Genomic DNA, 12,212 nt, shown 5'->3' with positions numbered 1-12,212 from the left:
ATGTGTTGCATTACAACCGTATTTTTGTTTACTAAAAATAAAACGCCCGGCATTCACCGGGCGTTTCTTCATCAGGCTTCTTCCCGAATTCGCCTTCCGTCACCGGGCACGAGTTCATTCTCATGGAATGCTTCCCGTTTTACGCCAAATCCGTCATACCAACGGCACTCGACCATTCCACTGGAATAACCGGTGACAATCATACGAGGCCCGCCATCTTTCATGGTCACTTCCTCGCTGACAACAAACACCATACCTGCCTCCTCTTCAGGTGAAACTGTTTCACCTTAGACGACGATGGCCTTTTTTGCGTACTTTGCCAGGGTGCAATTAGTGCGATACGCCCCGAACGCGCGCAATCGCTTTTACCAGGGCAACAACAATGGCGCCCACGATAAAGCCCAGCACGAGGTTAAGCAGCGTCGGCAGGATGAGTGCAATAAACGCGGTTTGCTGCTGGGCAAAATGTTCTATGGCATGGTGTAACGGCGCGATACCGTGTACCACAATTCCGCCCCCTACCAAAAACATCGCTAGCGTCCCGACAATGGACAATGCTTTCATCAGCCAGGGAGCAACGATTAACAAGCCTTTCCCCACAAACTGTGCCACCGCACTGGTTTTCTCCACCAGCCAGAAACCTATATCGTCCAGTTTTACGATGATCCCCACCAGTCCGTAAACGCCGACGGTGACAACCAGAGCAACCCCCGACAACACCAGCACCTGATTCAGCAATGGCGACTGCGCAACAATCCCCAGGGTAATAGCTACAATTTCGGCGGAGAGAATAAAGTCAGTACGAATTGCCCCTTTAATTTTGTCTTTTTCGAAGGTGAGAGGATCCTGCGCGGCGATGGCCTCCAGACGTTGCTGACGGTCTGCCGGACTTTCTTTGTGTTTTCGCGCCTCTAGAGTGTGGAGCACTTTTTCCACGCCTTCGAAGCAGAGAAATGCCCCGCCAATCACCAGTAACGGGGTGATGGCCCAGGGAATAAAAGCACTGATGAGCAGCGCCAGAGGCACCAGGATCACTTTGTTAACCAGCGAGCCTTTAGCCACACTCCAGACCACAGGAAGCTCACGGTTAGCCCGCACGCCAGAGACCTGCTGCGCGTTAAGCGATAAATCATCGCCCAACACACCGGCCGTTTTTTTCGCAGCCAGTTTTCCCATCATAGAGACATCGTCCAACAACGTGGCGATATCGTCGAGCAACGTTAATAAGCTACTTCCTGCCAAGATAATTCCCTCTGTGTTTTTCTTTTTGACACTGCAAGTATGAAGTAAAACCGGTAAAGCTGAAACCGACCGACTTAGCAACATTTTTCTAACAATACAGAGTAATTATAAATCTCGCCAGACACATAGTTTTGCAGTTTACTATGTTGCTCCTTTTTATTTCCACCGTGAGGATTTATGCGCTTCAGGCAGTTGTTACCACTTTTTAGCGCGCTTTTCGCGCTGTACATTATTTGGGGTTCCACGTACTTCGTGATTCGTATTGGGGTGGAAAGTTGGCCGCCGTTGATGATGGCTGGCGTGCGTTTCCTGTCGGCGGGGATTCTCCTGACGGCATTTTTACTCCTTCGCGGGCACAAGCTCCCTCCCCTGCGCCCACTACTGAACGCGGCGCTGATTGGCATCCTGTTGCTGGCGGTCGGGAACGGACTTGTCACCGTCGCGGAACATCAGAACGTGCCTTCCGGTATCGCCGCCGTCGTGGTCGCTACCGTTCCGCTCTTTACCCTCTGCTTTAGCTGCTTTTTTGGTATTCAAACGCGAAAATTAGAGTGGGCAGGGATCGCTATTGGCCTTGCGGGGATCATCATGCTTAACAGCGGTGGAAACTTAAGCGGAAATCCCTGGGGCGCGGTATTGATTCTGATTGGTTCAATGAGTTGGGCATTTGGTTCGGTATACGGTTCACGTATTGCGTTACCTGTCGGGATGATGGCGGGTGCCATTGAGATGCTTGCCGCAGGGGTTGTGCTTATGTGCGCCTCTTTTATCTCGGGCGAGAAACTCACCGCCACACCAACACTTTCCGGCTTTTTAGCCGTGGGCTATCTTGCCCTTTTTGGTTCCATCATCGCGATCAACGCATACATGTATTTGATACGCAATGTCAGTCCCGCTCTGGCAACCAGTTATGCCTACGTGAACCCGGTTGTCGCGGTATTGCTGGGAACAGGGCTTGGCGGTGAAAGCCTCGCGTTTATCGAATGGCTGGCGCTGGGAGTGATTGTTTTTGCGGTGGTACTGGTCACGCTAGGGAAATATCTGTTTCCGGCAAAACCGGTTATCGTCGCGGCTGAATCCAAATAATCACTACAGTAAGTGAATCCCCTGAGTGTCGATCTGCGCAGCGGCCCCGCCCCCGCAGATCCACTCTTCAATTCGCTCAGATAACGCCGCGTCATCGAGTTTCTCCCGCCCGCGCAAGGCGCATTCCCACAGGACCAATACACGCCACCCCAGCGCCTGGAGTTGCAGAAGATCCCGACTGTCCCGTTCGACGTTTTTGCCAATTTTCTCCAGCCAGAATTCGGTGCGAGTGACAGGCACTTTGAACAGGTAGCAATCGTGGTGATGCCAGAAACACCCGTGGGTGAAAATGACGCAGCGGTACTCGTCGATGACAAAATCCGGACGTCCGGGAAGAGTGGCATCCTGCACGCGAAATGCAATTCCCTGTTCAGTCAGCAGGCTGGCGAGGCGCCGTTCGATCGCCGTATCGCGGGTCGCTATCGCCCGCATATTTTTACTGCGCGTCGCCTTATCGTGTACGTCCGCCATGCTGACTCTCTTGCTGGCGCAGCGCAACGGCCTGTTTAATTTTCGGTTCCAGCAATTTGGCCACGGCGGCAAATGCGGGAACCACAACAGAGTTGCCAAACTGACGATACGCCTGGGTGTCTGACACCGGGATACGGAACTGATAACCCTGAGGCGTCTCAAAGCCCATTAACCGGGCGCACTCTCTGGGTGTTAATCTGCGTGGGCGATATTGTTGGTTCTGCGGATCGTCGAAATCACGCTCACCCAGGGCCATATCCCAGCCACGATCGATCAAGATTTCTGCGCCATCTTTGTAATACCGCGCAGACAGCGTTCGCGTCACGCTATCAGGGTTGGAGGGATAGACCATCCCGTAACCAAATCCATTTCCCCGCGCCTGGTGTTTTTTCGCGTAGCGGTACAGATACTTCCACAGGACCGGCGTCAGAACGTATTTTGCTTCAACGGCGGGTTCCAGCAGTTCAGCAAGCGTGACACGAGGCTGCGGATAGCGCGTCACAATATCCCGCAATGTAAAATCGGCTTTCAGGTTCAGATCGCGCCGAAACCCCACCAGCACGATACGTTCGCGATGTTGGGGCAAGAAATACCGCCCATCGATGATCTTCGGATCATCAGGACCGTTATCGGCGGCATCCGCTACGTCGTAGCCCAGTTCATCAAGCGTCTGCATAATAATACGGAACGTTTTGCCCTGATCGTGACTCTTCAGGTTCTTCACGTTCTCAAGCACGAAAATCGCGGGACGGCAAGCATCAATGATCCGCACCACGTCAAAGAACAGCGTACCCTGCGTATCACAGGCAAAACCATGCGCACGGCCCATCGCATTCTTCTTTGATACCCCGGCGAGCGAAAACGGCTGGCAGGGGAAACCCGCCAGCAGAACATCATGCTGCGGGATATGCTGGCGAATATGTTCGGCGGCCTGCTGGTCCGTCACGCCATCATGATGACTCAGGGTAATGTCGCGAATATCTTCATTGAAGTGATGCGCCTGGGGATCGCAGTAACAGTTTGCTTTATACGTTCGCACTGCGTGTTTATTCCATTCGCTGGTAAACACGCATTGCCCGCCTATCGCTTCAAATCCACGGCGTATTCCGCCTATTCCGGCGAAAAGATCGATAAAGCGAAAAGCATAATGGGGATGATGCGCCGGCGGCGTCGGTAGCAACGTTTTAAGATGGGCAAATTCGTTATCACTCAACCGATGCCATGCGGCATTCGCCACGACGCGTTTTAAAATGGCCGGGCTCCAGTGATTCTCCCCAACGCTATTAAGGTGCGCCACCAGCGTTTTCACATCGTAGATTTCCAGCAATTTATCCAGCATCGCCTGAACCGCGATGCCGGTATTGTCTGTCATCAGATCCTGAACGCCTGTAACTGAAAGATTATCCTGCATACATTTGACCGGCCAAAATTGATATTCGACAGGTTAACATAAAATGAAGGTATTTACGTTTCGGGTGTGAACGCTATCAGTCAGCGCTAAAAGACTGAATAACGGTGTGATCCAGCGATTCATACTCACCGTTCAGCTCTGCGCTCAGTTTCGCCATATACGCCACCAGGAAATCGGCGTTGTGCTTCGCCAGCGCTTTTCCTTTGGCTGTTTGCATGGTTTTCGGCAGCACCAGTAATTTGCTCTGGAAATGGTCGAGCGCAAACTGTTTATCGTCGAGGGAACGGTTCTGGGCAAAAGGATCCTCGGCATCAAACAATGCCACGCCCAGTGCGCCCGATACCGCAAATACGCGGGCCAGGCCAATGGCGCCTAGGGCTTCCAGTCGGTCGGCATCCTGCACGATTTTCGCCTCGAGCGTGGTTGGTACAATTTTTGCGCTAAAACTGTGGGCCTCGATCGCATGAACGACCGCGGGTATCCGTGATGGGGGGAATGACGGGAAATCATTCATTAATATACGGCTGGCCTCTTTCGCCGCTAACACTGACGAACGATGGCGTTCAGGATGGTTTTTAGGGAGGCTGATAATGTCATGAAAGTAACATGCCGCCAGCACCACTAATCCGTCTACCGTTTCATGAGCAGACAGTTTTTGCGCTGTCGCCCAGACCCGACGAAAATGAAATATATCATGGGCAGCATCCTGCTCCCGATGATGATCGCTAAGCCAACTCTCAAACTCTCGTTGCCACTGTTGCAGACTCATGTCGCCTCTCCTCGTGTAAAGGCTTCACGTTAGCAACTTTCTCTGCCACCTTCACGCCGAATATCACGAGGTCTTGTGTACCATGCAATTCCCCCCAGGATGACGCCCACCAGGCTCAACACAACAAATCCCAGCAAAGCCCCCAGCCATTTACCTGCCGTTGACCCCAGATCGCTCTCCATGCCAGGAACAGGCACTGACTGAAGGTTGCTCATCACCCAGATATACCGCGCCATGGCCCAGACAAAATAGCCGCAAAAAGCATAAAAAACCCACAACGCCAGTTTTCCGCCCAGACTGCGGTTTGCTTTTTCATCCATATTGGTCAATTTATACTCCGCTTTCGTGATGTAACTAAAATGACGAAATTTACACAACTTTGTGATTATAATCACATTCAACTGTGAAGTAAGGCGCTATACGAGCTTTGGTTATTTATTTTACATATACATTGATCTCAGGCAATTTTAGTTAAGGCTTCGAAAGCCTTGTCAGTCCAGACTAGAAACAAAAAGTGTCAACACCAGAGATTTAAATTATTAATCTCGTGAATGAAATTAACAACAGCGCATCATTTTAATTTTATGCCAGAATAGTCCGTTATTATCCATTTACTATTCACTTTAGCAATACTTCATTGCCGGCATCTCTGCCGTTTTTTCCTGAAACAAATACCACAGACAAACATTATAAATACACTCAATATTATTAATTCAGATAATTTTAGTGAGGCAAACCATAACCAAATGAAAGTTAAACATAATTACAAACAATAAAAATAAAATGAATCATATTTAATTATTTATAATAAAGCTAACAGAAACAATTTGAATTATTTTAAATATATTTGTTACATGTTATTTTTAAAAAACAATGAACTTCATAGAATAGTATCTCAATGTACTTTCCCGGATAGAGTACATATTCACACAAATTATTATCATAAGGATATATATAATGAAAAGAAAAGTTCTGGCATTGCTTGTCCCGGTATTATTAGCGGCAGGCGCAGCAAATGCGGCTGAAGTATATAATAAAGACGGCAATAAACTTGATCTATACGGAAAGGTTGATGGTCTGCACTACTTCTCTGACGATACCGGCAACGATGGTGATATGACTTATGTCCGTTTCGGTTTCAAAGGTGAAACGCAGATCGCAGATCAGTTCACTGGTTACGGTCAGTGGGAATATAACATTCAGGCAAATGGTACTGAAGGTGACAAAGGCGACTCCTGGACTCGTCTGGGCTTTGCGGGTTTAGGTTTTGGTCAGAATGGTACCTTTGATTATGGTCGTAATTATGGCGTAGTTTACGACGTAGAGGCGTGGACTGATATGCTGCCAGAATATGGTGGCGATACCTACACTCAGACTGATGTGTTCATGTTAGGTCGTGCTAACGGCGTTGCCACTTATCGTAATAAAGGGTTCTTCGGCCAGGTTGACGGTCTGAACTTTGCATTGCAGTATCAGGGTAATAATGAAGGCAACAGTGCTGGCCAGGAAGGTTCTGGTAACAGCACTGGCCGTAAGCTCGCCAAAGAAAACGGCGACGGTTTCGGTATGTCCACCTCCTATGACTTTGACTTTGGTTTAAGTCTGGGTGCGGCATATTCTGCCTCAGACCGTACTGACGCTCAGGTAACTAGTGGTAACGGAGATCGTTTTCATGATAACAGCTATGCCGGTGGTGAAACGGCAGAAGCCTGGACCGTTGGCGCTAAATATGATGCTAATAACATTTATCTGGCAACAATGTATGCAGAAACGCGCAATATGACGTATTACGGTAGTGGTGATGGTAAAGAAGGTGGCATCGCCAATAAAACCAAGAACTTTGAAGCCGTTGCTCAGTATCAGTTCGATTTTGGTCTGCGTCCTTCTCTGGCCTACCTGCAATCTAAAGGCTCAGATTTAGGTGGTTGGGATCACGATAGTAAAGGCAACCCTCGTTACACCGACAAAGATTTGGTCAAATACGTAGAAGTTGGTGCGACCTACTACTTCAACAAAAACATGTCCACCTATGTTGATTATAAAATCAACCTGTTGGATGAAGATGACGAGTTTTATGCTGACAACGGCATCGCAACAGATGACATCGTTGCTGTTGGTCTGGTTTACCAGTTCTAACTTCCCGTCTTCCCAGGCCCGCGCTACGCGGGCTTTTTTATCCCCCACCTTTCCATCTATCACCGTGATAAATAATCACCACCGATATCGTCCAGTGAATAAAGTCATTATCCAGACTACGCTCTGTCTTAAGCACAAATTGTTAGTTCATGTCAGCATTGATGAAAAATAACCAACAGTAACGTATTGAATTGAATGCGTTTTATTAAGCGACAATCTCTTTATGCTGACAAAGCTCAGGTAAATTAGCTCGCACTAATGCCTCTGAAAATGGCGGCGGAACAGCGTTGCCACATCGCGCTACCTGCTTGTCCTTCGCGTATTTCTGACCCCGATAATCCTGATCGATGATGTACCACTCCGGGAAGCCTTGAGCGCGGTAGAGTTCATGCGGCTGCAACATGCGCATGCCAATATCTACAATGCGCTTCATAACGCTATCTACTTCCACAAATTCGAAAGCATCTTCACCACAATATTCACGAAGAAAATCACGTACTGACTCGGCGTGTGGGGAGTAGAGGAGAATTATCCCATCTAATCTTGACATTTTTCTGTGTCATTTCACCTATAATTTATGAGGTGATTATGTTTAATCACTCATAAGCTAGGAGGATGTAATGATGAAAAATTTACTTCACTTTTCAATAGCTGTGATCCTGATAGCTCTTCCGATAACGACTTTTGCTGTTGATTCTCTTACCAATGGGAACTCTGCCAGTCACATGAGCGGCACCCTCACTGCAAAGGGAAACAGTGTTGAAGATGTTGAAAGCACCCTTAAATCGGAAGCAATTAACAGCGGTGCATCAGCATATACGATTACTACTGAGAGTAATGATGCTGGGCAGGTCTACGGTGAAGCAACCCTCTATAAATAAATGTTGATCAACAGGAAGAATGTATCATCCGAAAAATTAACGGCTCCCTCAATAGAGCCGCTATACCCAGATAAAACTAAGCCCCGTATTAGTGGAGCTGATTGAGTTACACCTTAAACCGGTGCGTGGTGGTGCGCGCACCTGGCGCCATTTCTTGCTTGATGGCTTCACGCTTGCGTTCGAACTCATCCGGCACCGTCACAGACTGTAATGGTGGTGCTGCGTAGAGTGCCTGCATTTCATGCCCCTTTGCTATATCCCATTGAAGGCCTGCATCAACATAACCCCAGCCACCAACGCAATTTTCAGAGCGGTATCGAGCACGCCAGGCTATCCGATGTTCTTTCTCTCAAATGGTCGCAAATAAGCGAGGAAGGCATTTTTATCCAGCAAGGGAAGACAGGGACAAAACAAATTAAAGTCTGGACTGAGAGGCTTCATAACGCCATAGAACTTGCAAAGACTCAGGGCGGACGGGAAATCGTTATCAGTAGCAGTAAGAAAACTAAGTATTCGAAAAGTGAGTTTAACGATCTGTGGTAAACGGCAAGAGAAGCGGCAGGAAAAAAACTTGATAGAAAACTGCCATGTACTTTTCACGATCTCAAAGCCAAGGGGATCTCTGACTACGAAGGTTCGAGTAAAGACAAGCAATTATTCTCAGGTCACAAAACTGAAAGCCAGGTTGTGGTTTATGACAGAAAAGTGAAAATTTCTCCCACATTGGATCTTCCAGTATTAGGCAAATCAGAAGATGATGATGGCGAGTTTTATACCAAGTGAATATACCAACACTATACCAAGTGTGACATGAGTCGTTGAATGGGATTGAACTAAGTGCTTGAATAGTGGCGGAGAGAGGGGGATTTGAACCCCCGGTAGAGTTGCCCCTACTCTAGTTTTCGAGACTAGTCCGTTCAGCCGCTCCGGCATCTCTCCGTTCTGGTGGTTGCAATGATGCCAGGTAATTTGGCATTTTAACAGACCCTGCCCGTTCAATTTTGTTCAAGTGACGAGTTTGCGAGCAAAACGATGATTAAGTGGCCCTGGAAAGCACAAGAAACAGCGCAGAATGAAGTCCTGCCGTGGGAAGACGCCCTTGCCATTCCTCTGCTGGTGACGCTCTCTGCACAAGAACAAGCCAGATTGATTGCGCTGGCAGAGCGTTTTTTACAGCAAAAAAGACTGGTCGCGCTTCAGGGTTTTGAGCTGGACTCGCTAAAAAGTACCCGCATTGCGCTCCTTTTTTGTCTACCGGTTCTCGAGTTAGGCATCGAATGGCTGGACGGTTTTCATGAAGTGCTGATCTACCCTGCTCCGTTTGTGGTGGATGATGAATGGGAAGACGACATTGGGTTAGTGCACAACCAGCGCGTCGTTCAGTCCGGACAAAGCTGGCAACAAGGGCCTATTATTCTCAACTGGCTCGACATTCATGACTCCTTCGATGCCTCCGGATTTAATCTGATCATTCACGAAGTGGCGCATAAACTGGATATGCGTAATGGCGATCGCGCCAGCGGCATTCCTTTAATTCCGTTGCGGGATGTTGCCAGCTGGGAGCATGACCTGCACGCTGCCATGAACAATATTCAGGACGAGATTGATTTAGTGGGCGAGACAGCATCCAGTATCGATGCCTATGCCGCTGTCGACCCTGCTGAATGTTTTGCCGTCTTGTCCGAATACTTTTTCAGTGCGCCAGAACTGTTTGCACCACGATTCCCGGCACTGTGGCAACGCTTTTGCCAGTTCTACCGCCAGGATCCGTTACAGCGTTTACGCGATAGCGACAATGACGACGAGCAGCGGACTTCATATGTACATTAATTCTCTGATTTGTGGATTAATTAACCAATTGAAATAGCGTGCGAATTTTACTGTTGACACCGTGTGGTGCGGTCAGTATTATTCGCCTCGTTCAAACGATTCCTCTGTAGTTCAGTCGGTAGAACGGCGGACTGTTAATCCGTATGTCACTGGTTCGAGTCCAGTCAGAGGAGCCAAATTCTAGCTTTGAGACATTCCTATAGGTCTTGAGATTAAAAAGTACTTATTTTTACTCGGTGACTCGAGAGAGGCTACCGGTTTTTTTGATCCCCAAATTTTGAGTATTTAATCTGGGCCGCAAGGTTCAGTGAGCAAATGAAGCCCCGCTATGGCGTTGACAGATGCCGCTATCTGCAAGATGTAATCCTCAGACAAACTCAGAATACGCCACAAAAACCACAAGACTATTGCCGCTACGTACTATCAGCAGCATCCCAACCTGCACCTTCAAGATAACTTACGCGAAGCCGTATTTGAGACCGGACTGGGCGAGACCGTGAAAGATTCGCAGGGCAGTATTGTGCTAATGGCCGATAATAACAAGGTGCGGAAATTACTGAAGGGGCTTTATCAATCAGAAAGGTGGGTTAAAGGAATGCGGCGGGAGGTGGCTGAGGTGATGAAAGGCAATTAATTAAAAACACTTTACTTTAATCCGTCTGGTTTTATTTCAGGATATTTTTCATATAACGGATTCATTATTTTAATAAGCATCACACCCATTATCAACCCAACAACTTCCCGATATGACTCAAATTCACCTTCGTTACAATGAGATTCAACGACAGCAACGGATTCATCAAGCTCCTTACCGAATATTAACATTAAGTCACTAATTAATATGGCTGTATTTTTATCGCTTACCATACACTCTCCCGTAATAAATAACATCAACATCAACATCATTGATTTCCCTTACATTCATCAACATAATTCAAGAAATAGAATTCGTTGTTTTTGTAGGTAACTAAGTAAATAAACATTTCCTAATGCAATTATTTTTCACCTTAACAAGTCGCCAGATTCACCTATATCCACACCACAAGCAATAAGGTCAAGAGAATCAATATCTGTAATAGGATTCAGCAGATATGTGTACGGACTCCATCCCTCCTCAGTCCAATAGGATCCTGCGTGATATATATCCCCTGCGCCGGATCATAATACCTGTGCCGGTTATAGTGCCGCCCTGATTCCTCGTCATACCACTGTCCCGGTAGTCTCAGCGACTGCTCCATCTTCTTCGGATTGTCTTCGGACAGAACATTCCCCCACGGATCAAGTTCCGCTTTCCAGTCTGTCTGTCCTTCCTTGTTTATCAGTGCCGACGGTGTCCCCAAATGGTCGCACTGATACAGGTGAACACGGCGGATATTCACCACCGGCAACGGCTCAAGCTGTGCCGCCATCAGGTGTGCGGGGATATTCGCAAATGCCAGCCAGTTGCGGTTTCTTTCCGACAGGTTTTCTGTCCTCAGTTCGTCCTCCAGACGCTCCATATCCGCATACTCCTGAGTCGTAAAGGGTATCTGGCTGTACTGCTGGAGTTTGTCGGCAAGGCTGGTTATACGGCTCGTTCCCACCATCGCTCTCGAAGCACAGTAGCGGCGTGAAAGTGTTGGGTTCATACAGCGTGTACACTTTCTGGCCGTTTTTCTCCGTCAGCACCAGTCTGTCGCCGTCCCACCCGTAGCGCGTGGTGTCAGTCTGGTGATTGAGTGTCACCGTTTTGCTCAGGCGTCGGCCATACGGGTCATAGCTGTAGGTCGCACGGGTGATGGCACATACCGGGGCCTGTTTCTCGTAGCCCGTCAAGCGGTGCTGCAGGTCATAGTGATAAAGATGTTTTTCCCTCTCATTGCTCTTTCTGGTGAGGTTACCCCACGCATCATATTCGTACTGCCAGTGGCTGTCTTTCTCCGGCCGGTTGTCGAACTGCTGACTGCCTCCCAACCATGCTCATTATATTAGACTCTACTATTTTGATTCCCAGCTATCCTATTAGGTGAATCTATTAGTCGTTTTTTTACTTCGAACCCACCTAATTAACAGAACGAGCCCCCCACCAATCCCACCTAATATGGCCCCCATCAATATACCTAAAAAAAACAATTCATAATCATTTATCTTAGATTTCGTAATAAATGTACAAAGCACAATACCAAGCGCCGCCACTAGTGATGAATGAAAAATTATTTTCTCATGAAAAAAAACACTTACTAAGCTACCACAAGAAATAGTCATTATATAAAAAATAAAATTAAATAAATAAACAAAAAACCAACCAGGAAAACCATTTTCGAACACCTTATCTGTGAAGATTTGTAACACACACCTCGAGATGAAATATATTAAAACTGATAAAGCATATGAAATTATCATTTTT

12 protein-coding genes, 2 tRNA genes and 3 pseudogenes are annotated in these 12,212 nt (G+C 47.6%); 6 read left to right on the top strand and 11 right to left on the bottom strand.

All coding sequences use genetic code 11. The features are described from left to right. Window positions 1-71: 71 nt before the first annotated feature. Complete coding sequence (locus tag JM656_RS08755) at window positions 72-254, bottom strand: YodC family protein (protein ID WP_203360824.1); 183 nt, start codon at window positions 252-254, stop codon at window positions 72-74. Between the two features lie 76 nt (window positions 255-330). Continuing rightward, entirely contained in the window at window positions 331-1,248 is a 918-nt protein-coding gene (locus JM656_RS08750; protein ID WP_203361251.1) for a DUF808 domain-containing protein, read from the bottom strand. A gap of 171 nt (window positions 1,249-1,419) precedes the next feature. Here JM656_RS08750 and yedA point away from each other — a divergent pair, with 171 nt between their 5' ends. Continuing rightward, complete coding sequence (yedA, locus tag JM656_RS08745; RefSeq protein ID WP_203360823.1) at window positions 1,420-2,328, top strand: drug/metabolite exporter YedA; 909 nt, start codon at window positions 1,420-1,422, stop codon at window positions 2,326-2,328. A gap of 3 nt (window positions 2,329-2,331) precedes the next feature. Here the strand turns inward: yedA and JM656_RS08740 are convergent, their stop codons facing one another. The 4 genes from JM656_RS08740 to drpB form a co-directional block, all read right to left on the bottom strand. After that, window positions 2,332-2,799 (bottom strand): very short patch repair endonuclease, encoded by a 468-nt coding sequence (locus tag JM656_RS08740; protein WP_203360822.1) that lies wholly within the window; start codon window positions 2,797-2,799, stop codon window positions 2,332-2,334. Next, window positions 2,780-4,210 (bottom strand): DNA cytosine methyltransferase, encoded by a 1,431-nt coding sequence (locus JM656_RS08735; RefSeq protein ID WP_203360821.1) that lies wholly within the window; start codon window positions 4,208-4,210, stop codon window positions 2,780-2,782. The genes JM656_RS08740 and JM656_RS08735 overlap by 20 nt, the downstream gene beginning before the upstream one ends. Window positions 4,211-4,286: 76 nt before the next feature. Next, window positions 4,287-4,979 carry a phosphohydrolase gene (locus tag JM656_RS08730; RefSeq protein WP_203360820.1) on the bottom strand — a complete coding sequence of 231 codons (693 nt, stop codon included), beginning with the start codon at window positions 4,977-4,979 and terminating at the stop codon, window positions 4,287-4,289. 29 nt (window positions 4,980-5,008) lie between these two features. Further along, a complete protein-coding gene (gene drpB, locus JM656_RS08725) occupies window positions 5,009-5,299 on the bottom strand; it encodes a cell division protein DrpB (protein WP_203361250.1) in 291 nt (96 codons plus the stop codon). 637 nt (window positions 5,300-5,936) lie between these two features. On the opposite strand from drpB, the gene ompC reads away from it, so the two are divergent. Continuing rightward, complete coding sequence (gene ompC, locus JM656_RS08720) at window positions 5,937-7,115, top strand: porin OmpC (RefSeq protein ID WP_203360819.1); 1,179 nt, start codon at window positions 5,937-5,939, stop codon at window positions 7,113-7,115. Window positions 7,116-7,320: 205 nt separating this feature from the next. Here the strand turns inward: ompC and JM656_RS08715 are convergent. After that, window positions 7,321-7,623, bottom strand: a pseudogene (locus JM656_RS08715) (DNA cytosine methyltransferase); the annotation flags it as partial. 112 nt (window positions 7,624-7,735) lie between these two features. Between JM656_RS08715 and JM656_RS08710 the strand changes: the two are divergent. Further along, window positions 7,736-7,996 carry a YdgH/BhsA/McbA-like domain containing protein gene (locus tag JM656_RS08710; RefSeq protein ID WP_203360818.1) on the top strand — a complete coding sequence of 87 codons (261 nt, stop codon included), beginning with the start codon at window positions 7,736-7,738 and terminating at the stop codon, window positions 7,994-7,996. A gap of 106 nt (window positions 7,997-8,102) precedes the next feature. On the opposite strand, the gene JM656_RS22435 is transcribed toward JM656_RS08710, so the two are convergent. Then, a complete protein-coding gene (locus JM656_RS22435; RefSeq protein ID WP_255565759.1) occupies window positions 8,103-8,234 on the bottom strand; it encodes a hypothetical protein in 132 nt (43 codons plus the stop codon). An 86-nt stretch (window positions 8,235-8,320) separates the two neighbouring features. On the opposite strand from JM656_RS22435, the pseudogene JM656_RS22275 reads away from it, so the two are divergent. Continuing rightward, window positions 8,321-8,779 (top strand): annotated as a pseudogene (locus tag JM656_RS22275) (tyrosine-type recombinase/integrase); the annotation flags it as partial. 66 nt (window positions 8,780-8,845) lie between these two features. On the opposite strand, the gene JM656_RS08705 reads toward JM656_RS22275, so the two are convergent. Then, window positions 8,846-8,935, bottom strand: a tRNA-Ser gene (locus JM656_RS08705). Between the two features lie 93 nt (window positions 8,936-9,028). Here JM656_RS08705 and mtfA point away from each other — a divergent pair. Beyond that, complete coding sequence (gene mtfA / locus JM656_RS08700; RefSeq protein ID WP_203360817.1) at window positions 9,029-9,826, top strand: DgsA anti-repressor MtfA; 798 nt, start codon at window positions 9,029-9,031, stop codon at window positions 9,824-9,826. A 100-nt stretch (window positions 9,827-9,926) separates the two neighbouring features. After that, window positions 9,927-10,002: transfer RNA gene (locus JM656_RS08695), tRNA-Asn, on the top strand. 469 nt (window positions 10,003-10,471) lie between these two features. Here the strand turns inward: JM656_RS08695 and JM656_RS08690 are convergent. Beyond that, window positions 10,472-10,757 (bottom strand): annotated as a pseudogene (locus JM656_RS08690) (hypothetical protein). Between the two features lie 151 nt (window positions 10,758-10,908). Next, entirely contained in the window at window positions 10,909-11,412 is a 504-nt protein-coding gene (locus tag JM656_RS08685) for an RHS domain-containing protein (protein WP_203360816.1), read from the bottom strand. Window positions 11,413-12,212 lie beyond the last annotated feature (800 nt).

Origin of the sequence: Citrobacter sp. R56 (assembly GCF_016811995.1) — a bacterium.
Taxonomy (GTDB): Bacteria; Pseudomonadota; Gammaproteobacteria; order Enterobacterales; family Enterobacteriaceae; genus Citrobacter_D; species Citrobacter_D enshiensis.
This window is presented reverse-complemented; position numbering and strand designations above follow the sequence as displayed.

What these genes read in the sequence shown, in the direction of transcription:
- JM656_RS08755 (WP_203360824.1), bottom strand. Translation starts at nt 254, where the DNA reads ATGGTGTTTGTTGTCAGCGAGGAAGTGACCATGAAAGATGGCGGGCCT.
- yedA (WP_203360823.1), top strand. Translation starts at nt 1,420, where the DNA reads ATGCGCTTCAGGCAGTTGTTACCACTTTTTAGCGCGCTTTTCGCGCTG.
- JM656_RS08740 (WP_203360822.1), bottom strand. Translation starts at nt 2,799, where the DNA reads ATGGCGGACGTACACGATAAGGCGACGCGCAGTAAAAATATGCGGGCG.
- JM656_RS08735 (WP_203360821.1), bottom strand. Translation starts at nt 4,210, where the DNA reads ATGCAGGATAATCTTTCAGTTACAGGCGTTCAGGATCTGATGACAGAC.
- JM656_RS08730 (WP_203360820.1), bottom strand. Translation starts at nt 4,979, where the DNA reads ATGAGTCTGCAACAGTGGCAACGAGAGTTTGAGAGTTGGCTTAGCGAT.
- drpB (WP_203361250.1), bottom strand. Translation starts at nt 5,299, where the DNA reads ATGGATGAAAAAGCAAACCGCAGTCTGGGCGGAAAACTGGCGTTGTGG.
- ompC (WP_203360819.1), top strand. Translation starts at nt 5,937, where the DNA reads ATGAAAAGAAAAGTTCTGGCATTGCTTGTCCCGGTATTATTAGCGGCA.
- JM656_RS08710 (WP_203360818.1), top strand. Translation starts at nt 7,736, where the DNA reads ATGATGAAAAATTTACTTCACTTTTCAATAGCTGTGATCCTGATAGCT.
- JM656_RS22435 (WP_255565759.1), bottom strand. Translation starts at nt 8,234, where the DNA reads ATGCAGGCACTCTACGCAGCACCACCATTACAGTCTGTGACGGTGCCG.
- mtfA (WP_203360817.1), top strand. Translation starts at nt 9,029, where the DNA reads ATGATTAAGTGGCCCTGGAAAGCACAAGAAACAGCGCAGAATGAAGTC.
- JM656_RS08685 (WP_203360816.1), bottom strand. Translation starts at nt 11,412, where the DNA reads ATGGTGGGAACGAGCCGTATAACCAGCCTTGCCGACAAACTCCAGCAG.